Here is a 23,075-nt window from a genome sequence, read left to right on the forward strand (position 1 = left end):
CCAAATGAAGTAAATCATGAATCCTCTATTTGAATTGAAGTCAAAATTTGAGCCTGCCGGTGATCAGCCTACAGCGATTAAAAAGCTGGTAGAAGGCATTGATGCTGGCTTAGCTGCGCAAACGCTTTTGGGTGTTACTGGCTCTGGTAAAACCTATACCATCGCTCAAGTGATTAACAAAGTGCAACGGCCTACGCTGGTGATGGTGCATAACAAAACTTTGGCTGCTCAGTTATATGGCGAATTTAAGGAATTTTTTCCTAATAACTCAGTAGAATACTTTGTGTCCTACTATGACTATTATCAGCCAGAAGCCTATGTGCCAGCCTCAGATACCTTTATCGATAAAGACTCATCTGTTAATGAACACATTGAGCAAATGCGCCTGTCAGCTACTAAGGCTCTGTTAGAGCGCTCTGACACTATTATCGTGGCCACTGTGTCTGCCATTTATGGTTTGGGAGACCCTGAGCTGTACCATAAAATGGTGTTGCACCTAAACCGTGGTGACAAATGGGACCAACGTGACCTTGTTAGACGCCTAGCAGAGCTGCAGTACAAGCGTAATGATGTGGATTTCCACCGTGCTACTTATCGGGTGCGCGGTGACGTGATTGATGTATATCCAGCAGAGTCTGATGAAGAAGCCGTGCGTATAGAGCTGTTTGATGACGAAATAGAACGCCTAAGCTACTTTGACCCGCTTACTGGTAGAGTATTACGTGAAGCGCCGCGGCTTACCATCTACCCTAAAACCCACTATGTGACGCCCAGAGAAACTTTGCTTAGCGCCATTGATGAAATTGAGCTTGAGTTAAAAGATCGGTTGGAATATTTTCGGGAAAACGACAAGTTAGTAGAGGCACAGCGATTAGAACAACGCACCCGCTATGACATAGAGATGATTCGAGAGCTAGGCTTTTGTTCAGGCATAGAAAACTATTCTCATTATTTATCAGGCCGCAAACCTGGCGAGCCACCACCAACACTATTTGATTACTTGCCAGCAGATGCTTTGCTGGTGATGGATGAGTCGCATGTGAGCGTGCCGCAATTGGGAGCCATGTACAAAGGTGACCGGTCGCGTAAAGAAACGCTAGTTCAGTATGGCTTTAGACTGCCCACAGCGCTGGATAACCGGCCCATGAAGTTTGAAGAATGGGAAGACATTGCGCCGCAAAAGATTTTTGTATCTGCCACACCTAGTGTGTATGAAAATGACCATGCCGATTGCATAGTAGAGCAGGTGGTAAGGCCTACAGGCTTGATAGACCCACCTATTGAAATACGTCCAGCCACCTCGCAAGTGGACGATTTGATGTCTGAAATCAATATTCGTGCCGCTAAAGATGAGCGTGTGTTAGCCATCGTATTAACCAAGCGTATGGCGGAAGACTTAACGGATTATTTGCATGAACATGGCATTAGAGTGCGTTATTTACACTCAGACATAGACACGGTAGAGCGGGTAGAAATTGTGCGCGACCTGCGCCTTGGTGAGTTTGACGTTTTAGTAGGTATCAACCTTTTGCGAGAAGGTTTGGACATGCCAGAAGTATCTCTTGTGGCTATTTTAGATGCTGACAAGGAAGGCTTTTTACGTTCAGAGCGTTCGCTTATTCAAACCATAGGCCGCGCCGCGCGTAACTTGAACGGCAGGGCTATTTTGTACGCTGAAAAAATAACCGGCTCCATGCAGCGGGCCATGGATGAAACAGACAGGCGCCGTGAAAAGCAAATAGAGCACAACAGGGTTAATAACATCACCCCAACGGGTGTTGTTAAGTCGGTGCAAGACATTATGGAAGGTGCCTACACACCTGGTTCTGGCAAAAACAAAGGCAGTAAGTCGGGTAAAAAAGCATCTGAAGAAAACATGGACTTCACCGTGGATAGTGAGCTGCTCAACAGCAAGCAACTGTCTAAGCTGATAGGCAAAACAGAAGATGCCATGTATGAAGCGTCTAAGAACTTAAAGTTTGAACAGGCGGGTCGTTATCGCGATCAGCTGCATTTACTTAAAGTGCAGTTAATGAGCCGTTAAGCTCATTAACTGCCACTAGTAGGGTGCAGATAAAGTGAGCTGTGCTTAATGGTGTAGCGCAGAACCTGCATGTGCTTGCAGATTAACTGATCTTTATTGTAACTAGGCAAGCAATTTGCCAAGAAAGTGCTATATTTTATTAATCTTGTAAGGTAATATTTTTACAAGACACAATAGTGGCGCGGTTCTTTGATAATTATTATGGGTGCCGATAAGCCTTATAAGTGTGTTGTTAGCAATGCATCAATCAGAGCACCAAGAGCCTGTTCAAACAGCAGTGAAGGCTTTTTGTGCTCTAGCGTTGCACCTGCACACTGCTCTGGTATCGATTGTAAAAAGGGTAGGTAGGCGTTAATAGATTTCGGTAACTGGTTTTATATACAACATAGCTCTATTTTCAAAATAGAGAGCCTAAACCGCTCTTTTTTTATAACAAGGCAAGTAAGGTTTAGATAAAATTCAATGCCTTCAGATACTTAAAAATTAATGTTTGAGCAAGAAAAAAATAAGAGGGCGGCTTTCTAATAATTATTATGAGGCCAGTTGGCCTCATAAATGTACTGTTATACAGTCACAATGGCGCGTGAAAAATCATAGCCAATCACCGTAAGGGAATACTTATATGAATGAAATTATTTGCCCAAACTGCAAGAAAGCTTTCAAAATAGACGAGGCTGGCTTTGCTGATATTCTCAAGCAAGTTCGCGATCATCAATTTAAAGAAGAGCTTACAAATCGACTAACACTTGCAGATAACGAAAAAGAGAATGCGGTTAAACTCGCAGAAGCGAATATTAGAAACTCTTTACGTGAAGAAATAGCAAAAAAGGACAATCAGCTATTGGAATTTAAATCTAAAAGCGCTATCGAGCATGCTGAAATTCTTGCAAATAAAGAGAAAAAAATCGCTGAAATGGAGTCCGAAATTAGTAATGCGGAGACACAGAAAAAACTAGACTTTTCTGACGCCACAAAAAAATTAGAAAAAGAGCGAGATGATCTTGCTAATGATCTAAAAATTAAAGAGACAGAAAAAGAACTGCTTGAAAAATCAATTAATGAGCGGTTTACCAATAAGCTCATCGCAAAAGATGATGTTATAAAACTAAAAGAAGATGAAATTGAACGCCTAAGAGACTTTAAACAGAAGCTTTCAACGAAAATGGTGGGTGAAAGCTTGGAGCAGCATTGTGAGATTGAATTCAACAAACTTCGCGCAACAGCCTTTCAGAATGCTTATTTTGAAAAAGACAATGACTCGAGTGGTGGAACCAAAGGCGATTTTATTTACAGGGAAAATGATAGCGAAGGCATTGAAATCATCTCAATAATGTTTGAAATGAAAAATGAAAATGATGAAACGGGTAAGAAGAAGAAAAATGAAGACTTCTTTTCAAAACTCGAAAAAGACCGTAATGACAAAAATTGTGAATATTCAATTTTGGTTTCTCTTTTAGAGTCTGATAATGAACTCTACAACAACGGAATTGTTGATGTTTCATACAAGTTTGAAAAAATGTATGTCATTCGTCCTCAATTTTTTATACCAATCATCACTCTTCTGCGCAGTGCGGCAATGAATTCTTTGAAATATAAGAAAGAATTAGGTTTAGTGAGAAATCAAAATATTGATGTCAGTAATTTTGAAGATAAAATAACTAAGTTCAAAGAGGGATTCGAAAAAAATTATGAATCAGCTTCTGAGCATTATGAAAAAGCAATAAAAGAGATTGATAAGTCTATTGCTGCTATGGAAAAAGTAAAAAAAGAACTAACAACAAGTGGAAACCAGTTCCGTTTGGCTAATCAGAAAGCCGACGACTTAACGATTAAGAAATTGACTCATGGAAACCCCACAATGAAAGAAAAATTTAATGAAATTAACTAAAATAAATGTATAACAAGGCCATTAAGTGCGCTCCGTACGGTCGCCGGACGCTCGCAAGCTCGCGCCGTTTATGGAGGCGTTAAGTAGCAAAGGAGAAATCATGCCAGACGGAAATTCTGTAATTAATCTAGGCGATTTGGCTAAGCCAGCTACTGTCCTAATAGAGAAAGTTTGTAGTGCCGTAGGGGTCTTATATGAACCTCAAAGAATCAAAAAGAAAGCGGCAGCAGAGGCTGAAGCTGAAAAAATTAAAGCACTTGCTAATATCGAGTTAAGCGAAATTGAGCAAAGAGGCCTTGAGCGTTTAGTGCATCAGGAGGGGAGAAAGCAGGAAAATATTGAGAATATTACTGCCAAGGCTGCAAAAGAACTTCCCCCAGAAGCTAGAACCGAAGAGCTTGAAGAAGACTGGGTAGCGCACTTCTTTGATAAGTGCGATAAAGTTTCAGATGAATCGATGCAATCACTATGGTCAAGTTTATTGGCTGGAGAAGCTACTAAGCCCGGAACTTACTCTAAGCGTACAGTTGACTTTGTGGCGTCTATGGACAAAAAAGACGCCGATCTCTTTACAAAATTTTGTCAATTCACATGGGTTCTGGGTGAGCTAACTCCGTTAGTTTTTAATACTGACAATGAAATATATGAAAAAGAAGGCATCGACTTTACAGCGTTAAAACATCTAGACGCGATTGGATTAATATCATTTGAACCCACTAGTGACTACCTTAGAATGGGATATCAAAAGCAGACTGTGTTTTTTTATTACGGACAGCCAACACTCGTAGAATTTTCTAAAGAAAAAGACAATCAGATTCAGGTAGGTAAGGTTTTGTTTACACAGGCGGGAAAAGAGCTTGTAAATATATGTGGCGCCAAGCGAAATCAGGAATTTTATGAATACGCAGTTCAAGAATTATCTAAGCAAGATCTTATTCTGTCGAGTTTGCTACTTAACAAGTAGCTGCACCGGAAAAATTACTCGCTGCGCTCGCATTTTTCCGGTGAGCTAGGCGTTATGTTTACTAATTTTAAAAGGAGTGAAGTTTGAGTTTTGAAACTTGGGGTGTATTTTTCGTTTCGTACTTATTTATTACTTTAGCTCCAGGGCCAAACGTTTTATTTGTCGTGCAAAACGCTATGAAATACGGGTACAAAGAAGCTCTACTTTCAATATTTGGAAATTTATCATGCCAAGCTATTATCGTAGTTCTCGTTTCATTTGGTGCCGGTGCAATATTGGAACAATCGCCATCAGCATTTTTTATACTTAAGGTGATAGGTGGACTCTATTTGATTTACATTGGGGTTAAAGGTCTACTTAAAAATGATAGTCCAAAGTCCAATACAAAAACCTCAATAGCACGTGAAGCGTCAAACAAACTATTAATCTGCAAAACAGGATTCTTTGTTTCAGCTAGTAACCCTAAAACAGTAATATTTTTATCAGCATTCTTGCCGCAATTTATTACATCCGATTACCCAGTTGAAAGTCAGTTTTTGCTCATGTTCTTCTTAATATGCGTAATAGTTTTAGTAGTCCATTTATTATATTCATATATTGCAAAAAACATAGGCAGAAATTTAAAGAATAAGCTTATAGGCCGTGTTTTCTCCAAAATTTACAACAGTATTTTTGTTGTCTTTGGTGGTGGCATTATCTTGAGTAACCGTTAACGTATACATAACTAAAAGATGGAGGCTTGTTGCAATTATCTTATCTTTGTTGCCACTTGAGCGATATCTAAAAGCAATAAGTTAACAAAGCAAGGGAGAGTGCGTAAATGATCAAAATTAGAGAAATGTTAATATCTGATTATGAAGCAGTTATAGAATTATGGAGTAAAACTGAAAGTCTTTCATTGAAAGATGCAGATTCCAAGCAAGGCATTAATTCATACTTAGTTCGGAATAAAGGTTTAAGTTTTGTTGCGTTGTTTGATCATGAAGTTGTCGGTGCATTATTGGTGGGTACAGATGGTAGAAGAGGGTATTTACAACATTTGGCTGTGTCCAATATACACAGAGGAAAAGGGGTAGGTAAAAACCTTGTTTCAGAGTCAACAAGCGCTTTATCATCAATAGGTATCTTGAAAACACATCTGTTTGTTTTAAACGAAAATGTAAAAGCGCAGGAATTTTATGTAAAGTGTGGTTGGTTTCCAAGAGAAGAAATAAGAATGTACTCTTTTAATAGCACAACTAATGCCAATGTTTGATACTTGTACGCATCCACTTTGCTAGGCATCCACTGGCTCCTAAAATAGTTTTTTCAACTCCATGCATAAAGCGTGCAAAAACCTAAAGTTTGAGCAGGCAGGTGATTACCGTGATCGCTGTATTTACTTAAAGTGCAGCTAATGAGCCGTTAAGCTCATTAGCTGCCACTAGTAGGGTGCAAGTAAAGCTCAGCTTCAACGCTTACCGCCATGGTGGTGTTGATGAGAAGGTCTTTATACTGCTTTAAATCGTCCACCGTGTGCCTAGAGGTAGAGGTAGCGATAGAGATGGCGCCAATCACTAGCTTTGATGAGGTGAGAATAGGGGCCGCGATGCTAATAATACCGTTTTCATGCTCTTCTTTATCATAAGCAATGCCTTCACGTTTTATACTGCTTAGCTCTTCAAGTAAAGCCTGTTTGTCTGTAATAGTAGTGTTGGTAAACTGGATAAAGGTTTGCCTTTGTAGGGCGTAGTCTTGTTGTTCTGGTTGCATGTAAGCTAGCATCACTTTGCCCACCCCTGTGCAGTGAGCGGGGGCAATGCGCCCAGCTTGAGCTAGAGTTTCAAAGCGGTGCGAAGTGTGGCGCTTATCGATAAATAACACTTGTCCGTTATCAATTTGCGCCAAGTGCACGGTTTCACCCACTGCACTTGCTAATTGGTTTAAGTGAGGTGCAGCTATGGGCCCTAAAGAGGCTTGTTTCCAAGCATTATGTGCAAGGCGCACTAAGCGCATGCCTAAAGAATATTTCTGGCTTTCTGCATCATAGCTAAGCATGGCTTGGCTGGTCATAGTTTGCAGTAAGCGATAGGTTGTGGCTTTTGGAAATGGGCTTACATCAAGAATGCTATTGAAACGCAAAGACGTGCCAGAGTCTGCAATAATGTCTAGCATAAGTAAGGCTTTGCCTACTGTTCCGTCTTGTTGCGAGTGATCCATAGAGAAGTCTGCTTTTATGTGTAACCAATATTAAATTTGGAACTAGGTTTCAATTCCAAATAGTGAGACCTTATATATTAGCAGTTTGTAAATATACTGGCAATTTTTAATGGGTATAATTTACGCAGTAATGTGTTTTTTTGCTGGTGTGGCTTCATTAGAGTGACTAGGCTCATTTCGTTGCTCAAACCATTGCTGTAAAACCTGTTGTTGTTGCTCACTTAAACGCAAACCTAGCTTAGTGCGGCGCCATAATACGTCATCTGCACTCATGGCAAACTCGTGGTCAATAAGCCAGTTGACTTCTGTTTCGGTTAGATTTTCACCAAAATTATGCCCTAAGCTAGTTATGTCTTGGCTTTTGCCTAGTAATTGGAATGACTCCGTGCCGTAGGTAGTTGCTAATCGCTGAGCCCACTTTTGATCAAGATAACTATAGGTGTTACACAGTTCATCTATAAGGGCAGGCACGCCGTCCACTGCCAAGTTACCCCCTGGTAATGGCACGCCAGCTGTCCAGTTGTGGTGTTTTGCATCAAAGTCTAAAGCAGCCATAGTGGCTTCTGCTAGTTTGCGGTAGGTGGTGATCTTGCCGCCGTATATATTTAATAAAGGCGCGGTATCTGCGCCCACTAGCTCTAGTACGTAATCGCGGGTTGCAGCACTGGCCTTGCCTGCGCCATCATCAAATAAGGGCCGCACACCAGAAAAGCTCCAAACAATGTCTTTAGTGCTTACGCTTTTATCTAAATATTCATTCACAAACTCACAAATATACTGCGCTTCTTCATCGCTACACTCTGCTGATTGCGGGGCTGATGAGTGGTCTACATCGGTAGTGCCTATGAGTGTGAAATCATTTTCAAAGGGCAATAAAAAAACAATGCGGCCATCATGCCCTTGCATTATATAAGGATGCTCGTGGTCATAAATTTTAGGCACCACTATGTGGCTGCCTCGCACCAAGCGCACTTTATGCATTGTGGGTACTTTTATCTGGTCTGAAATAACGTTTTGAATCCATGGGCCAGAGGCATTAACCAATTTTTTAGCACGAAACTGCTGCTCTTTTTGTGTGTTTACATCAAGGGTAGTGATGATCCATTGGTTGTTATCGCGCTGCGCATTAATCACTTTAGTGCGGGTCATTATTTTGGCCCCACGCAGCGCTGCATCTTTGGCGTTTAGCACGACTAAGCGTGAGTCATGCACCCAACAGTCTGAATATTCAAAGCCATGGGTGTAGCTGCTTTTTAGTGTCGTTCCAGCGATATGTTGGCGCATATTAATCTGGCTAGAACCTGCCAACCATTTGCGCTTGCCTAAGTGGTCGTACAAGAACAAACCCATACGAATAAGCCATTTGGCTCGTAAGCCTTTATGATGGGGCATTATAAAACGCATAGGGTAGCTGATGTGGGGCATGGCGCTTAATAACACTTCACGCTCTTTTAGCGCTTTGCGCACTAAGCTAAATTCATAGTATTCCAGGTACCTTAGGCCACCATGAAATAATTTGCTTGAAACAGAAGAGGTGCCTTGGGCCAAGTCGCCTTGTTCGGCAAGGCAAACACTTAAGCCACGTCCGGCAGCGTCGCGAGCTATGCCGCAGCCATTTACGCCGCCACCAATAATAAATATATCTACAGCCTTTTGGTTGGCTGATGTGTCTACAGTGCACTTGTGAGTGGTCAATGCAAAGTCCCTTTATGTTTTATAAATCTGCTGTGTTATCGAATACGTAATTGGGTTTGAGCATCAAATACCATGACATCGTCCAAATCTACGGCCAAGTTGATGGTTTCTACGCCACGCTCTAGCGAGCTGCCACGCTGCTCTACAATGAGTTTCTCACCTGTAGCTGTGTGCAAGTGCACATAAGATACACCGCCTAAATGTTCAATTATATCCACTTTAAATGGATTAGGTACTTCACTTTGTACAAAGTGCTGGGGTCGAATGCCAACTACCAATTCAGTGCCTTCGGCAGGCAAAGTGGCTTTAGAAGGCACGGTGATGTTATTCAACCCGGGCACCATAAGGGCGCCATTTTCTACCACAGCATTTAAGAAGTTCATGCCAGGAGAGCCAATAAAGCCTGCAACAAATTTATTCACTGGATTGTTATATAGCTCTAAAGGTGAGCCCACTTGCTCTATTCTGCCTGCTCTAAGCACTACTATTTTGTCAGCCATAGTCATGGCTTCTACCTGATCGTGGGTCACGTATATCATGGTAGCCCCCAATTCTTTATGCAGGTGGGCAAGTTCAACCCGCATTTCTACTCTTAATTCGGCATCTAAGTTTGATAGTGGCTCGTCAAATAAGAATACTTCTGGGCCGCGCACGATGGCTCTGCCAATGGCTACACGTTGACGCTGGCCGCCAGACAAAGCTCTAGGTTTGCGGTCAAGGTAAGGGGTTAGCTGCAATATGTTGGATGCGTGATCTACTTTTTTGATGATTTCTAGCTTAGGAACCTTATTCATTTTCAGACCAAAGCTCATATTTTCACGCACAGTCATGTGAGGATACAAAGCATAGGTCTGAAATACCATGGCCACGCCACGATCGGAGGAGTCTGCTTTAGTCACATCGCGCTCACCAATTTTTATACTGCCAGATGTGGTTTCTTCCAAACCAGCAATCATGCGTAAAAGGGTAGACTTACCACAGCCTGAAGGGCCTACAAATACGCAAAAATCTCCCGCTTCAATATGTAGATCCACTCCATGGATAACACGGATGTCATCATAATTTTTAGTGGTATTGATTAAAGAAACGCTGGACATGTTAATAACCCTTTTATTTGATACGTAACTAGAGATCTAGTGAGCTTATTCTACACGTTCATGATTTCGAAAGTGCTTGACAAATAGAGGTTCTCATACTTATTATTCGATTGCAATAAGTGAAAACAGATCTCATTATCTGGAACTTAATAAAAACGGAGAACCACAATGTTGCATAATAAAAAAACTTTAGCTGCCCTATTTGCTGCAGCTTCTATGATGTCTGCAAATGCCTTTTCTGGCGAGTTAGTGATCAACACTGACACGTCTGATCCAGCCCCAAAAGCTGCTTTTGAAGCACTCATCGCTGGCTTTGAAGCTGAAAACCCTGATGTAAGTGTGACTTGGAACTTATTTGACCATGAAGGTTATAAGACTTCCATTCGTAACTTCCTTACCGCAGATGCGCCAGATTTGGCCAACTGGTATGCCGGTAACCGTATGTTGCCATACGTAAATGCAGGCTTATTTGAGCCAGTAGATGATGTGTGGGCAGCCAACGGACTAAATGATTCTTTGGCTTCTGCCGCAGCATCTATGACCATTGACGGTAAGAAGTGGGGCGTGCCTTACACTTATTACAACTGGGGTGTTTACTATCGCCAGGACATTTTTGAAGCAAATAACATTGAAGTGCCTACAGACTGGGCTGGCTTAATGGCTGCCGGTGAAACGCTGAAGGCTGCTGGTGTCACGCCAATTACCATTGGTACTAAGTACTTATGGACTGCTGGTGGTGTATTTGATTACCTAAACTTGCGCACCAACGGTTATGACTTCCACATGGCATTAACTAAGGGCGAAGTCTCTTGGACTGATGATCGTGTAAGAGCCACCATGGCCAACTGGAAAGAATTGATCGATGCAGATTTCTTTTTAGCAGATCATGCTGCTTATTCTTGGCAGGAAGCTTTAGCACCTATGATTCAAGGCAAAGCTGCCATGTATGTTATGGGTAACTTTGCTGTAGCGCCATTGCGTGATGCAGGCTTGACGGATGATCAACTAGGTTTCTTCCAGTTTCCTGTGATCGATGCAAGCATCCCTGTTGCTGAAGAAGCACCTACGGATACGATGCACATTCCTGCTAACGCAAAAAACAAGGTAGACGCGAAGCGTTTCTTGGCGTACTTGGCACGTGCTGATGTGCAAACTGAAATAAATGCTACTTTAGGTCAGTTGCCAATCAACAGTGGTTCTAGTGTGTCTGATGACAAGTTCTTACAAGCTGGTTACGAAATGTTGTCTAATACCGATGGTGGTATTGCTCAGTTCTTCGACCGTGACGCACCTGCAGAAATGGCATCAGCAGGTATGGAAGGCTTCCAAGAGTTTATGGTTAAGCCTGACCGTTTAGATGCTATCCTTGAGCGTTTAGAAAAAACCCGCAAGCGCGTTTATAAGTAAACCCGTGGCGCATGGCCAGCCCATAAACAGGGCTGGCTTTTTCTATTCTAGTAAAAATCTGTGTTAAGGATAAGTATATGAGAGACTATTGGCGCGCTAATCAGCAACGTCTGGCGCCTGTGCTGTTTCTATTGCCAGGCCTATTGATGTTTTTGGTGTATGTTGTTGTGCCTATTTTCCAATCTGTTTCTATCAGCTTTTATGCATGGGATGGTTTGGGTGACAAGGAATACGTTGGCATTGCAAACTATGTTGAGCTGATGGATGACGAAGCGTTTTATACCTCTTTAAAGAACAACGTCATTTGGTTGGTGTTGTATATGCTGGCCATACCTGCAGGTTTGTTCGTGGCCTTATTTCTTAATCAAAATGTAAGAGGGATTCGTATTTACAAATCTCTGTTCTTTTTTCCCTTTGTTATTTCTCAAGTTGTAGTGGGCCTGGTTTTTTCTTGGTTCTACGATCCAAGTTATGGTTTATTTAACAAAATATTAGAATTTTTTGGTGCCGACCCTATCGCTATATTAGCTGATGAAGATTGGGTTACTTATGGCATTATTATTGCTGGATTATGGCCCCAAACGGCCTATTGTATGATTTTATATTTAACGGGCTTAAATGCTGTAGACAGCGAGCAAATTGAAGCCGCCCGTTTAGACAACGCTAAGGGACTTAAACTCTTGTGGTACATTATCTTACCGCAGTTGCGCCCTGCCACATTTATAGCCATGGTGGTGACCATCATCGGCGCATTACGTAGTTTTGATTTAGTCTCTATTATGACCAACGGAGGCCCGTGGGGCTCTAGTCGTGTATTGGCCTTTTATATGTACGAGCAAGCTTTTTCCGAATATGGCTTTCGCATGGGTTATGGCGCTGCCATTGCTGTTGTATTATTCGCTATTATGATGATTTATATCGCGTCCTTTCTTTATAAAATGTACCGTGATGAGAGGGGCCACTAACATGTTTCCAAGACCTATTGAAAAAGCTTCTCCTCCTGCCAAAGCACTCTATAAAATCGCTTTGCCAGTGGCTCTTATTATTTGGCTTTTGCCTTTATTGGCTGTGGCCTTAACGTCTTTACGTTCTCAAGCAGACATATTAACTGGCAACTATTGGGGCTGGCCTACTTCGTTTAATATGCTTGAAAACTACACCGCTATTTTTGAAAATACGCCGATTGGCCAATACATCCTAAACTCGTTTAGGGTCACCATCCCTACAGTGATAGGCGCTGTAGGCTTATCATGTATGACAGGTTTTGCCTTGGCTGTGTATAAGTTTAAAGGCAACTTAATACTGTTCTTTTTGTTTGTGGCAGGCAATTTTGTGCCGTTTCAAATTTTGATGGTGCCAGTGCGTGATTTCACCGTTAGCTTAGGTATTTATAACACCATTAGTGGCCTTGCCTTGTTTCATATTGCGTTTCAAACTGGGTTTTGCACCTTGTTTATGCGCAACTTTATTAAAGCGTTGCCATTTGAATTAGTAGAAGCAGCTCGAGTGGAAGGGGTGAGTGAGATACGCATTTTTTGGTATGTGGTTTTGCCGTTAATGAAGCCGGCTATTGCCGCATTGTCGGTGCTTATTTTCACCTTTATATGGAATGATTATTTCTGGGCTATGGTGCTTACTCAAGGTGCGGATACACAGCCTATAACTGCGGGTCTAAACTCACTGAATGGCCAGTGGGTCTCTTCTTGGCATTTGGTTTCTGCAGGTTCTATTGTGGCGGCTATGCCACCTGTGATCATGTTCTTCTTAATGCAGCGTCACTTTATCGCGGGCCTAACGCTTGGGGCAGTTAAATAATGCAAGTTTGGCGCTTGGATGATAGTGCACAAACCATCGTTGTTGCATCCATCGATAACAGTATGGCCTTTATTGCATACTGGGGTGCGGTGCTGCCAGAGCATGAGAACTTAGCACAAGTCGTTCACGCCCAAATGCGTGATCTGACGGGGGGCATGATAGATCAGAACGCGCCCGTGTCTTTGTGTCCTGTAGAAGGCGACGCTTTTCCTGGAATGCCAGCCTTAGTGGCAAGCGATGCATCAGGCATAGACCTAATGCCGTGTTTTACCTTGCGCCAAGCCCATTTTAAAAAACAATCACTAGAGCTTATCTATGTGGATAAAGCCCTAGGCTTAACCTACAGCGCAAATATTAACAGTGCCATAGACGGTGTTTGGCAATTAACCAGTCAGCTAGATTCTGAAGTTGATATTAAGGTGCATTGGCTAGCCGCTCCCGTATTACCCAGCGCAGATAAAGCGCCACGAGTGTTAGAGTTTGGTGGCCGCTGGTGTGGCGAATTTAAACTCAGTGAGCGTAGCTTTGGGCCCAGTGCCTTGGTGCGTGAAAACCGCACAGGTCGCACTGGCCATGAACATTTTCCAGGTTTAATGACACTCGCCCAAGGGGCTAACTATTGCCAAGGCGACGTTTATGCTTGGCATTATGGCTGGTCTGGTGGCCATAAAATGGTTGCAGAGCAGTTGCCAGATGGTCGCAGACAAGTGCAGTTTGGCCACGTGCCTCACTCGCACCGCGCTTTGGCAAAAACCTTTTCCAGCGCCAACCAATATATCGCTTTTAGTGCTCATGGTATCAATGGTGTAAGTGTGCCTTTGCAAAAATACGTACGAGAGCAATTATTGCCCTCTAGCATCATGCAAAAACCTAGGCCTGTGCATTATAATTGCTGGGAAGCGATCTATTTTGATCATGATGTTGATTTACTAAAAGATTTGGCTAGCCGTGCTGCAGGTCTTGGTGCAGAGCGCTTTGTACTTGATGATGGTTGGTTTGGTAAACGTGATGATGACACCACATCTTTGGGGGACTGGGACCTTGATATACGTAAATACCCCCATGGTTTAACCCCTCTTATTGAACATGTGCAATCTTGTGGTATGGGTTTTGGTTTGTGGTTTGAGCCTGAAATGGTAAATGAAGAATCTAATTTATATAAAGCACACCCGCAGTGGGTTTTGGGCAGAGCTTCACAAACCCGTGGGCGCCAGCAGTTAGTATTAAATATAGCTTTGCCTGCAGTGCAAGAATACCTCTACACCAAAGTGAGCCATATGCTTGCCAACAACGCTATTGAATACATTAAATGGGACCATAACAGAGTGCTGCCGTTTGCTGATGTGGCACAAACTCAAGCTATTTATGGCCTGCTATCACGCTTAAGAGCAGCATTCCCCCATGTGGAAATTGAATCGTGTAGCTCTGGCGGCGCACGTATTGATTATGGCGTTTTAGAGCACACCCAAAGAGTATGGCTATCAGATAGTAACGATGCGCTTGAACGCTTGCGCATCCAGCATCAAGCGGCTACTTTTTTACCAGCCATTGTGACTGGAAGTCATGTGGGCCCAAGGCATTGTCACACAAGTGGTCGAGTGCACAGTATGAACTTTAGAGCTTGGGTGGCGGCGCAGCGCCACATGGGCATGGAAATGGACCCAAGGGAGCTTACCACCACAGAAGCAGATCAACTGCGACAGGTGGTGACTTTTTGGAAGCAACAACGAGATTGGCTGTTAAAGGCAGATATTCTGCGTTTAGACAGCCATGATGAGGCTATTTTAGCCGAGCTGCACTTGGCAGCAACAGGTGAGCAATTTGTAGTGTTTGCAGGGGTTGCTGATAGCAGCGCACAAATAAGCCCTAGGCCATTGCCGCTCACTGGATTAGATGCCAAAGCCCAGTATGAAATAGATTTAGTAAACCGTGATGAACTAGTCAGTTTGTCGCGTGGAGAGATGGCGATTAAGGTGGAAAAACTAACCCTTAGTGGCAGCTATTTAATGAACTATGGTGTCACCCTACCTTGGCAGTTTCCTAACGCCATGTGGGTATTAAAAGGAAAGCGATTATGAGTAAACCAAGACGCAGCCAAGCCTGGTATGGAGGCGCTGATAAAGACGGGTTTATACATCGTAGTTGGATGAAAAATCAGGGTTTTCCAGATCATGTATTTGATGGACGACCTATTATCGGTATTTGTAATACTTGGTCAGAACTCACTCCTTGTAACTCAGGGTTACGAGAGCTGGCAGAGGGTGTGAAACGCGGCGTATGGGAAGCAGGTGGTTTTCCAGTAGAATTTCCAGTAATGAGTTTGGGCGAAACCCAAATGAAGCCCACGGCAATGATGTTTCGTAACTTATTGGCCATGGACGTAGAAGAGTCTATTCGTGCCTATGGTATTGATGGTGTCGTGCTTTTGGGTGGCTGTGATAAAACCACACCAGGCCAGCTAATGGGCGCCGCTTCTGTAGATTTACCTACTATTGTAGTGAGCTCTGGCCCTATGCTTAACGGCAAGTGGAAAGGCAAAGACATTGGCTCTGGAACAGATGTTTGGAAATTTTCAGAATCAGTAAGGGCAGGAGATCTGAGTCTAAAAGAATTTATGGATGCCGAAACTGGCATGAGCCGCTCTAAAGGCGTGTGTATGACCATGGGCACTGCCTCCACTATGGCTTCTATTGTAGAGGCTATGGGCATGTCATTACCTACTAATGCTGCACTACCTGCAGTAGATGCAAGGCGCATGGCATTAGCCCATATGACGGGCAAACGTATTGTTGAAATGGTAGAAGAAGACCTAAAACCATCAGATGTGATGACTAAAGAAAGTTTCCAAAATGCGATTTGTGCTAATGCCGCAGTGGGTGGCTCTAGTAACGCTGTGATTCACTTACTAGCGATTGCAGGGCGAGTGGGAATAGATTTGGATTTAGATGCCTTTGAGCTAGGTGGCAGTGTGCCTTTGCTGGTTAATTGCATGCCCTCAGGTAAGTACTTAATGGAAGACTTTTGTTATGCCGGTGGTATGCCAGCGGTAATGGCAGAAATTAAGGGGTTGTTAAAGCCTGCTAACACCATTTTAGGCCGTGACATTAGCGCCTATTATGAAGGAGCTGAGTGTTATAACCGTGACGTCATTTATGCCTTTGACGAGCCGCTTAAACCTGCTGCTGGTCTGCGTGTATTGCGTGGTAATTTGGCAGTGAATGGCGCCATTATTAAACCTTCTGCAGCTACAAAAGAATTACTTGAGCATGAAGGTGAAGCCTATGTGTTTGAAACCATTGAAGAGCTAAAGGCTACTATCGACGATCCCGATTTACCGGTCACTAAAGACTCTATATTGGTGCTCAAGGGCTGTGGACCTAAAGGTTATCCCGGCATGCCAGAAGTAGGCAATATGCCTATACCTGGCAAGCTCATTACTCAGGGGGTCACCGATATGGTGCGTGTTTCTGATGCGCGTATGTCTGGTACAGCCTTTGGCACTGTAGTGCTGCACGTGAGCCCCGAAGCTCAAGCTGGTGGTACATTGGCTTTGGTTAAAACTGGTGATCGTATTCGTTTATCTGCCAGTAAAGGTGAGTTGCAACTATTGGTAGATGACACTGAACTGGCCTTGCGTCGTGCTAATTGGCAGCCTGATCCGCCGCATTATGTGCGTGGCTATGCCAAGCTTTATATTGACCATGTGATGCAGGCAGAACATGGGGCCGATTTTGACTTTTTGGTGGGTAAAGATACTCGCCCGGTCACCAGGGAGAGTCATTAATGGAACTCACAGCAACTTATCCGGATTTAATGGATAAAAGTGTTTTCATTACTGGTGGTGGAGCAGGCATAGGGGCTTTTTTGACGGAAGGTTTTCTTGCTCAAGGTGCTAAAGTAAGTTTTGTACAACGATCTAATGCGTCTGAATTTGTGGCTCAAATGAAGGCTAAATACAAAAACGCACCGCTTGCAATCACTTGTGATATTACAGACATTGATGCACTGCAGGCAGCGATGGATAAGGCGGCAGCAGCCCATGGTGTGATCAATGTTGTGGTGAACAATGCCGGTGATGATACCCGTCATAGTTTGGCACAAACTTCTGTTCAAGCATGGGACCTGTGCCAAAATATTAACCTGCGCCCGCATTTTTTTACTGCACAAAAAGCAGCCCAAGGCATGGCAGAAAGTGGTGGTAGCATTATTAATGTCTCTTCTGTTTCTTATATGATGGGCAATGCAGGTTATCCAGGCTACGTGGCTGCTAATGCAGGTATCAATGGGCTAACGCGTGCTTTAGCTCGTGAGTTAGGCCCGCAAAATATCAGGGTAAATTCTCTAATGCCAGGCTGGGTAATGACCGATAAACAATTAAAAATGTGGGCCACACCAGAAAGCATGTCACAACACTTAGAAAAACAGTGTTTAAAAACACACCTTAAACCAGAAGATATTGTAGGTGCGACTTTATTTTTGGCCTCCAGTGCCAGCCGCATGATGACAGGCCAAGCCATGGTAGTGGATGGTGGTGTAGTGGTGACTGGCTAATGCAATGGAAAAACACACAAGGTGTTTGCTGGGTGGCTGTAGATTGGGGCACTAGTAATTTACGCATTTGGTTAATGTCAAAAGACAGCCAAGTGATAGACCACAATAGCAGTGATCAGGGTATGGCAAGCTTAAATAGCGCCGCTGAATTTGAGCAAGTGCTATTTGAATGTTTAGAAACATTACTTGTTGATGGTGACACTTTACCCGTGGTTTGTTGTGGCATGGTGGGCGCCAAACAAGGCTGGCAAGATGCAGGCTATTCTACAGTGCCTCATAACCCCCTGGAGTATCAAAAACCTGTTGCTTTGCCTACCAAACATAGCCAGTTATGGGTGTGGGTGCTACCGGGATTATGCCAACAGCAGCCTGCTGATGTAATGCGCGGTGAAGAAACTCAAATAGCTGGTGTATTATGTGGGCATAAAGATTTTACAGGCGTGTTGTGTTTGCCTGGCACGCATAGTAAATGGGCACTTTCTCAGGCAGGACAAGTGGTGTCTTTTAATACTTTTATGACAGGTGAGTTGTTTGCTTTGTTGTCAAAGCAATCAGTGCTGCGCCACTCAATCATTGATGATCAGTGGAGTGATGAGGCATTTAAGCAAGGTGTGAGTGATGGTTTTAATAACCCTGCCCAATTTACTGGTGCGCTTTTTTCTGTAAGGGCAGAAGATATATTGGGTAGTGGTGCTGTTTTGTTTGGTAAGGCCCGTTTGTCGGGTTTGTTAATTGGTATGGAGCTAGCTGGCACTAAGCAATGGTGGCAGGGGCAAAAAGTGATGTTATTGGGTGACAGCCTATTACAATCACTATATAAATTAGCCATGGAGCAAATGAATATCGACGTGGCTTTAATGGACGCAACACAAATGACTTTGGCAGGTTTAACCGCTGCCTACGAGCAACAAGGATAATATAATGTCCAGAAACTTAATGGCTATTTTGCGAGGTGTGACACCAAGTGAAGTGGTAGCGCTGGGTGAACAGCTTGTGCAAGCTGGGATTCATCAAATAGAGGTGCCACTTAACTCCCCTAATGCACTAGAAAGTATCGCCAAACTACACGAAGCCTTGGGTGGGCAGGCATTTATAGGGGCAGGTACAGTGCTAAATGTGCCTGATGCTAAGGCTGTTTATGCCCATGGTGGTGAATTTATCGTTTCGCCAAACGCTAACAGTGATGTGATTAAAGCCACTAAAGACATGGGTATGATGTCTTATCCTGGTGTTCTCACACCTACTGAGTGTTTTTCAGCCCTTGATAGTGGCGCAGATGTATTGAAACTGTTTCCAGCATTTTTGTTGGGCGTGAATGGTTTTAGGGCCATTCAAGCGGTATTACCCACACATGTGCAATGCTACGCTGTGGGTGGCATCGGCAGTGATGATTTTGTAACCTGGCGCAAAGCTGGCATCGCAGGCTTTGGCTTAGCTTCCAACCTTTATTCTCCAGGTGATAACCCACAAAAAATGGCCCAAAAAGCTAAAATTTTAGTCAATGCGTGGGATAATAGTTTGTGACTCCCAATCTTTTTGTAGCTAATAATGTGTTTGATGATCGAGCTTGCCAATTGGGTGAAGGCCCCTTATGGCATCCGTTACAGCAGCGCTGGTATTGGTTTGATATTTTACAAAACAGATTATTAGCAAAAGACACACATGAGAACTCTCTCCAAGCACAGTATAGTTGGCAGTTTGATGAAATGGTGTCAGCGGCAGGATGGCTAGATGAGTACATGCTGCTCATTGCCAGTGAAACAGGGCTGTATAAGTTCGATACCCGCAGCCCAAGTTCACCTCAGGCAAGTAAGCAATTAGTTGTTGAGCTAGAAGCAAATAACCCGTTAACTAGATCAAACGATGGCCGCAGCGACCCATGGGGAGGCTTTTGGATAGGCACTATGGGTAAGCAGGCCCAGCAAGGTTTAGGGTCTATTTATCGTTATTATCAAGGGCAGCTGCGACAGCTAGTAACAGACATTACCATCAGTAACGCGATTTGTTTTGCGCCAGATAAAACCTGTGCTTATTATACTGACACGCCTAGCCAACAAATTATGCGCCAAGCTTTAGATACACAAGGCTGGCCCGTGGGTAAAGCGTGTGTATGGGTAGATTTACGAGCCCAAAACCGTAACCCAGACGGGGCAGTGGTAGATGCACATGGCAACCTATGGAATGCGCAGTGGGGGGCAAGTGAAGTGGTGTGTTATAACCTAGAAGGCCAAGCCATACTTCGGGTGGCCTTTGATGCTAAACAAATAAGCTGCCCAGCGTTTGGTGGAACCCATATGAAAGTGTTATTAGCCACCAGCGCCGCGGTAGACGCGGACATAAAAGATAAAAATGCAGGTATGACATTTACAACAGACACTGCAGTTATGGACATTACTGGTTTGGCTGAATATCGCGTGGAGTTATAGCATGAGCACTGATAAATCATCACACCAATTTGCCTTACCCATTAAACCTACACTTGGTACTTGTTATTACCCTGAGCAATGGCCAAGGGAAAAGTGGCAAGAAGATGCGCAGCAAATGGCACAACTAGGTTTAACTTGGGTGCGTATTGCTGAGTTTTCATGGGGTGTATTAGAGGCTAAACCTGGAGAACTAAAGTGGCAATGGTTAGATGATGCCATAGAAGTGTTGGGGCAAGCAGGGCTTAAGGTAGTGCTTGGCACACCCAGTGCTACACCGCCAAGGTGGATGTTGGATAAATGGCCAGACATGCTAGCTTGTGATGAAAATGGCCATGCTAGAAAATTTGGCTCACGTAGGCATTACTGCTTTAGCCATCTTGGCTATCGTGAGGAATCTGTGCGCATGGCGCAGCTTATGGCCAAACGCTATGGTAACAACCCCTACATACACGCATGGCAGGTGGATAATGAATATGGCTGCCATGACACTATCTATTCATACAGCGAAGCGGCTAAACAAGGGTTTCGCACTTGGCTGCAACAACAATTTAGAGATATTGATGCGCTCAATGAAGCTTGGGGTAATGTGTTTTGGTCGATGCAATACAATAGTTTTGAGCAAATAGAGCTGCCTAATGCCACTGTTACCGAAGCTAATCCAGCCCACTATATGGCTTATCGTCGTTTTAGCTCAGACCAGGTATGTGATTTTAACCTAGCTCAAGTGCAGGTTATTAAAGCCCACTCCAAAGCCCCTGTAAGCCATAATTTTATGGGCCGTATTACCGATTTTGACCATGGCGCGGTAGCACAAGATCTAGACTTTGTAACTTGGGATAGTTACCCACTCGGTTTTTTAGAAGATCGTGTTAATGCAACGACAGACCATCAGTGCCAATATGAGCGCCAAGGTGATCCAGATTTTCAAGCTTTTCATCATGATTTATACCGTGGTGTGGGTAATGGCCGCTGGTGGGTGATGGAGCAACAACCAGGGCCTGTCAATTGGGCGCCTTATAACCCTGCGCCTTTGCCTGGCATGGTGCGGTTGTGGAGCTGGGAGGCTATAGCTCATGGAGCTGAGGCTGTGTGTTACTTTCGCTGGCGCCAAGCACCTTTTGCTCAGGAACAAATGCACTCAGGCCTATTGCGTCCAGATTCAAGCCAAGCACCGTGTTATGAACAAGTGCGTCAGCTTGCACAAGAGATTGAGCAGTTTCCAGTGAGCAAAGGCAAGGTAGATGTGGCTTTGGTATTTGATTACCATGCTCAGTGGGCCTGGGAAATTCAACCTCATGCTGCCAATACTAGTTACTTTGATTTGGTATTTGACTGCTACAAAGCGCTACGAAAGCAGGGCTTGTCGGTAGATATTGTGCCGCCATCATCGTTGCAGTTGCAAACGTGTTGTGATCAGTATGAGCTGATCTGGGCGCCAGGGCTTATGCATATGCACAGCTTGTTAAAACAAACACTAAGCCAAGCCAAAGGTCACGTAGTGTGGGGGCCGCGTAGTGCTGCCAAAACCCAGCAGATGGCTATACCAGTGCCGCTGCCACCTAACGTTGATGCTTTGCCTGTGACTGTGTTGTCATGTGAAAGCCTGCGACCAGATAGGCCCATAGCTCTAGACAACGGTGGCTATGTGGTAAATTATCGTGAAATATTGAGTATAAATGGCAGCCTCGGTGATGTTATTGAACACAGTGAAGATGGCGAGCCGGTGTTAGTGCAGTGTGGCAAGCAATTGTATTTATCAGCCTGGCTAGACCAAAGTGCTTGGCAGCGGGTGGTGAAAAATGTGTGTGCTATGGCAAATATCACTACCCAAAAAATGCCAGAAGGGGTGCGCCGTCGTAACACTCAAACCCACAGTTTTTGGTTTAACTATGACAATAAACCTCACCAAGTGGATGCACACACCATAGAACCAGGTGGTGTGTTAATCCAATGAGCTTAAGGCCTTGTGCTAAAGCCCCAGATGGTAGTGACATTGCCTGCGTGACTATTGGTGATGATCAGCTACAAGCCACAATAATTAGTTTTGGTGCCTGTCTAAAAGATCTTCGTTTAAAAAACTTTGATTATCCACTGGTGCTTGGGTTTAAAAAAGTAGAGGACTACATTACCAATGCTGCTTATTTTGGCGCAGTAGTTGGGCGTAATGCCAACCGGATTGCAAAGGGCAAATGTGTATTAGAGGGCCATCCATTAAAGCTCACTATGGCTGAAAATGACCAACATCAACTGCATGGTGGGCCTAATGGTAGCAGCTTTCGTAATTGGAAATTAGTGTCTGCAACCGCTAATCAAGTGGTGCTGCAAGATAATCTACCTGATGGGCATATGGGCTTCCCTGGTCACTTGGCGGTGCAAGTCACCTACACTGTTGAACACAATGTGTTGGATGTGAAGATTGAAGCCACTACAGACCAAACGACCTTGTGCAACTTTGCACTACATAACTATTTTAATTTAGATAATACACTCACGTTAAAAGATCATTATTTAAGCGTAGCAGCAAACACTTATTTAGCCACTGATACGAGCGGTATTCCTCTAGGGCATGAGGCAAGTGTAGTCAATACAGACAAAGACTATCTGCAACTAAAAAGCTTAGATGGTTTAGCTCAAAAGCCGTCTTTGGATCACAATTTTTGTATCAACCACTTTTCTGGAAAGCTAAAACCTGTGGCTTTATTGCAGTCGCGCTTATCAGGAATCAGCATGCAATTGTTTAGCTGCGAAGCAGGCTTGCAAGTATATGATGCGGCCCATGTGAATGTGAATGCACAAGAAGCGCTTCACGCACGCCCCTATACTGCGCACGCAGCTTTGGCATTAGAACCGCAGGGGTGGCCTAATGCAGCTAATGAGGGCGCATTCCCAAGTGTTGTGCTGCACCCTAAGAATGTGTATTCACAACATACACGATTTGCTTTTGATATAGATGCACATTAATCGTTAAGTTTTATGCTTAAATAAGGCC

General features: G+C 43.7%; 20 protein-coding genes. 17 read left to right on the plus strand and 3 right to left on the minus strand.

Features of this window, described 5'->3' with window-relative positions; genetic code table 11:
- Positions 1-16 precede the first annotated feature (16 nt).
- The 6 genes from uvrB to ABXT42_RS04235 all read left to right on the plus strand — a co-directional run bounded on the left by uvrB (position 17) and on the right by ABXT42_RS04235 (position 6,293).
- Positions 17-2,044: an excinuclease ABC subunit UvrB gene (uvrB, locus tag ABXT42_RS04210; protein ID WP_443629118.1), complete on the plus strand. Its 2,028-nt coding sequence runs from the start codon at positions 17-19 to the stop codon at positions 2,042-2,044.
- 622 nt (positions 2,045-2,666) lie between these two features.
- Positions 2,667-3,932 carry a DUF2130 domain-containing protein gene (locus tag ABXT42_RS04215; protein WP_443629119.1) on the plus strand — a complete coding sequence of 422 codons (1,266 nt, stop codon included), beginning with the start codon at positions 2,667-2,669 and terminating at the stop codon, positions 3,930-3,932.
- Positions 3,933-4,032: 100 nt separating this feature from the next.
- Positions 4,033-4,896: a DUF2806 domain-containing protein gene (locus tag ABXT42_RS04220; RefSeq protein WP_443629120.1), complete on the plus strand. Its 864-nt coding sequence runs from the start codon at positions 4,033-4,035 to the stop codon at positions 4,894-4,896.
- An 83-nt stretch (positions 4,897-4,979) separates the two neighbouring features.
- Positions 4,980-5,609 (plus strand): LysE family translocator, encoded by a 630-nt coding sequence (locus ABXT42_RS04225; protein WP_443629121.1) that lies wholly within the window; start codon positions 4,980-4,982, stop codon positions 5,607-5,609.
- Between the two features lie 107 nt (positions 5,610-5,716).
- Positions 5,717-6,151, plus strand: coding sequence for a GNAT family N-acetyltransferase (locus tag ABXT42_RS04230; protein WP_443629122.1), 435 nt, complete (start codon positions 5,717-5,719; stop codon positions 6,149-6,151).
- A gap of 61 nt (positions 6,152-6,212) precedes the next feature.
- On the plus strand, positions 6,213-6,293 hold the full coding sequence (locus ABXT42_RS04235; protein WP_443629438.1) for a UvrB/UvrC motif-containing protein: 81 nt from the start codon (positions 6,213-6,215) through the stop codon (positions 6,291-6,293).
- A 16-nt stretch (positions 6,294-6,309) separates the two neighbouring features.
- Here ABXT42_RS04235 and ABXT42_RS04240 read toward each other — a convergent pair whose 3' ends face one another.
- The 3 genes from ABXT42_RS04240 to ABXT42_RS04250 all read right to left on the minus strand — a co-directional run bounded on the left by ABXT42_RS04240 (position 6,310) and on the right by ABXT42_RS04250 (position 9,887).
- Positions 6,310-7,095 carry an IclR family transcriptional regulator gene (locus ABXT42_RS04240; protein ID WP_443629123.1) on the minus strand — a complete coding sequence of 262 codons (786 nt, stop codon included), beginning with the start codon at positions 7,093-7,095 and terminating at the stop codon, positions 6,310-6,312.
- A 120-nt stretch (positions 7,096-7,215) separates the two neighbouring features.
- The gene (gene glpD / locus ABXT42_RS04245) at positions 7,216-8,790 is read right to left on the minus strand and encodes a glycerol-3-phosphate dehydrogenase (RefSeq protein ID WP_443629124.1); all 1,575 of its coding nucleotides are present in this window, start codon (positions 8,788-8,790) and stop codon (positions 7,216-7,218) included.
- A 35-nt stretch (positions 8,791-8,825) separates the two neighbouring features.
- The gene (locus ABXT42_RS04250) at positions 8,826-9,887 is read right to left on the minus strand and encodes an ABC transporter ATP-binding protein (RefSeq protein ID WP_443629125.1); all 1,062 of its coding nucleotides are present in this window, start codon (positions 9,885-9,887) and stop codon (positions 8,826-8,828) included.
- A 168-nt stretch (positions 9,888-10,055) separates the two neighbouring features.
- Here ABXT42_RS04250 and ABXT42_RS04255 point away from each other — a divergent pair, with 168 nt between their 5' ends.
- From ABXT42_RS04255 to ABXT42_RS04305, 11 genes are all read left to right on the plus strand, one after another.
- Positions 10,056-11,294, plus strand: coding sequence for an ABC transporter substrate-binding protein (locus tag ABXT42_RS04255; RefSeq protein WP_443629126.1), 1,239 nt, complete (start codon positions 10,056-10,058; stop codon positions 11,292-11,294).
- A 77-nt stretch (positions 11,295-11,371) separates the two neighbouring features.
- Positions 11,372-12,259: a carbohydrate ABC transporter permease gene (locus tag ABXT42_RS04260; protein ID WP_443629127.1), complete on the plus strand. Its 888-nt coding sequence runs from the start codon at positions 11,372-11,374 to the stop codon at positions 12,257-12,259.
- A 1-nt stretch (position 12,260) separates the two neighbouring features.
- On the plus strand, positions 12,261-13,109 hold the full coding sequence (locus ABXT42_RS04265; protein WP_443629128.1) for a carbohydrate ABC transporter permease: 849 nt from the start codon (positions 12,261-12,263) through the stop codon (positions 13,107-13,109).
- Positions 13,109-15,187 (plus strand): alpha-galactosidase, encoded by a 2,079-nt coding sequence (locus ABXT42_RS04270; protein WP_443629129.1) that lies wholly within the window; start codon positions 13,109-13,111, stop codon positions 15,185-15,187. Before ABXT42_RS04265 ends, ABXT42_RS04270 begins: the two co-directional genes overlap by 1 nt.
- Positions 15,184-16,893, plus strand: coding sequence for an IlvD/Edd family dehydratase (locus ABXT42_RS04275; protein ID WP_443629130.1), 1,710 nt, complete (start codon positions 15,184-15,186; stop codon positions 16,891-16,893). Before ABXT42_RS04270 ends, ABXT42_RS04275 begins: the two co-directional genes overlap by 4 nt.
- Positions 16,893-17,660 carry an SDR family NAD(P)-dependent oxidoreductase gene (locus tag ABXT42_RS04280; RefSeq protein ID WP_443629131.1) on the plus strand — a complete coding sequence of 256 codons (768 nt, stop codon included), beginning with the start codon at positions 16,893-16,895 and terminating at the stop codon, positions 17,658-17,660. Before ABXT42_RS04275 ends, ABXT42_RS04280 begins: the two co-directional genes overlap by 1 nt.
- The gene (locus ABXT42_RS04285) at positions 17,660-18,577 is read left to right on the plus strand and encodes a 2-dehydro-3-deoxygalactonokinase (protein ID WP_443629132.1); all 918 of its coding nucleotides are present in this window, start codon (positions 17,660-17,662) and stop codon (positions 18,575-18,577) included. The genes ABXT42_RS04280 and ABXT42_RS04285 overlap by 1 nt, the downstream gene beginning before the upstream one ends.
- 4 nt (positions 18,578-18,581) lie before the next feature.
- A complete protein-coding gene (locus ABXT42_RS04290) occupies positions 18,582-19,184 on the plus strand; it encodes a 2-dehydro-3-deoxy-6-phosphogalactonate aldolase (protein WP_443629133.1) in 603 nt (200 codons plus the stop codon).
- Positions 19,181-20,086, plus strand: a complete 906-nt coding sequence (locus tag ABXT42_RS04295; RefSeq protein ID WP_443629134.1) for an SMP-30/gluconolactonase/LRE family protein — start codon at positions 19,181-19,183, stop codon at positions 20,084-20,086. Before ABXT42_RS04290 ends, ABXT42_RS04295 begins: the two co-directional genes overlap by 4 nt.
- Before the next feature lies 1 nt (position 20,087).
- Positions 20,088-22,040: a beta-galactosidase gene (locus ABXT42_RS04300; RefSeq protein WP_443629135.1), complete on the plus strand. Its 1,953-nt coding sequence runs from the start codon at positions 20,088-20,090 to the stop codon at positions 22,038-22,040.
- Positions 22,037-23,047 carry an aldose epimerase family protein gene (locus tag ABXT42_RS04305; RefSeq protein ID WP_443629136.1) on the plus strand — a complete coding sequence of 337 codons (1,011 nt, stop codon included), beginning with the start codon at positions 22,037-22,039 and terminating at the stop codon, positions 23,045-23,047. Before ABXT42_RS04300 ends, ABXT42_RS04305 begins: the two co-directional genes overlap by 4 nt.
- Positions 23,048-23,075: the final 28 nt, after the last annotated feature.

This window comes from Candidatus Njordibacter sp. Uisw_002 (assembly GCF_047730155.1).
In the GTDB taxonomy this organism is placed as follows: Bacteria; Pseudomonadota; Gammaproteobacteria; order Pseudomonadales; family Balneatricaceae; genus Njordibacter.

Bases quoted from the DNA above. Each gene is read 5' to 3' on its own strand.
- uvrB (WP_443629118.1), top strand. From the start codon at position 17: ATGAATCCTCTATTTGAATTGAAGTCAAAATTTGAGCCTGCCGGTGAT.
- ABXT42_RS04215 (WP_443629119.1), top strand. From the start codon at position 2,667: ATGAATGAAATTATTTGCCCAAACTGCAAGAAAGCTTTCAAAATAGAC.
- ABXT42_RS04220 (WP_443629120.1), top strand. From the start codon at position 4,033: ATGCCAGACGGAAATTCTGTAATTAATCTAGGCGATTTGGCTAAGCCA.
- ABXT42_RS04230 (WP_443629122.1), top strand. From the start codon at position 5,717: ATGATCAAAATTAGAGAAATGTTAATATCTGATTATGAAGCAGTTATA.
- ABXT42_RS04235 (WP_443629438.1), top strand. From the start codon at position 6,213: ATGCATAAAGCGTGCAAAAACCTAAAGTTTGAGCAGGCAGGTGATTAC.
- ABXT42_RS04240 (WP_443629123.1), bottom strand. From the start codon at position 7,095: ATGGATCACTCGCAACAAGACGGAACAGTAGGCAAAGCCTTACTTATG.
- ABXT42_RS04250 (WP_443629125.1), bottom strand. From the start codon at position 9,887: ATGTCCAGCGTTTCTTTAATCAATACCACTAAAAATTATGATGACATC.
- ABXT42_RS04255 (WP_443629126.1), top strand. From the start codon at position 10,056: ATGTTGCATAATAAAAAAACTTTAGCTGCCCTATTTGCTGCAGCTTCT.
- ABXT42_RS04260 (WP_443629127.1), top strand. From the start codon at position 11,372: ATGAGAGACTATTGGCGCGCTAATCAGCAACGTCTGGCGCCTGTGCTG.
- ABXT42_RS04265 (WP_443629128.1), top strand. From the start codon at position 12,261: ATGTTTCCAAGACCTATTGAAAAAGCTTCTCCTCCTGCCAAAGCACTC.
- ABXT42_RS04270 (WP_443629129.1), top strand. From the start codon at position 13,109: ATGCAAGTTTGGCGCTTGGATGATAGTGCACAAACCATCGTTGTTGCA.
- ABXT42_RS04275 (WP_443629130.1), top strand. From the start codon at position 15,184: ATGAGTAAACCAAGACGCAGCCAAGCCTGGTATGGAGGCGCTGATAAA.
- ABXT42_RS04280 (WP_443629131.1), top strand. From the start codon at position 16,893: ATGGAACTCACAGCAACTTATCCGGATTTAATGGATAAAAGTGTTTTC.
- ABXT42_RS04285 (WP_443629132.1), top strand. From the start codon at position 17,660: ATGCAATGGAAAAACACACAAGGTGTTTGCTGGGTGGCTGTAGATTGG.
- ABXT42_RS04290 (WP_443629133.1), top strand. From the start codon at position 18,582: ATGTCCAGAAACTTAATGGCTATTTTGCGAGGTGTGACACCAAGTGAA.
- ABXT42_RS04300 (WP_443629135.1), top strand. From the start codon at position 20,088: ATGAGCACTGATAAATCATCACACCAATTTGCCTTACCCATTAAACCT.
- ABXT42_RS04305 (WP_443629136.1), top strand. From the start codon at position 22,037: ATGAGCTTAAGGCCTTGTGCTAAAGCCCCAGATGGTAGTGACATTGCC.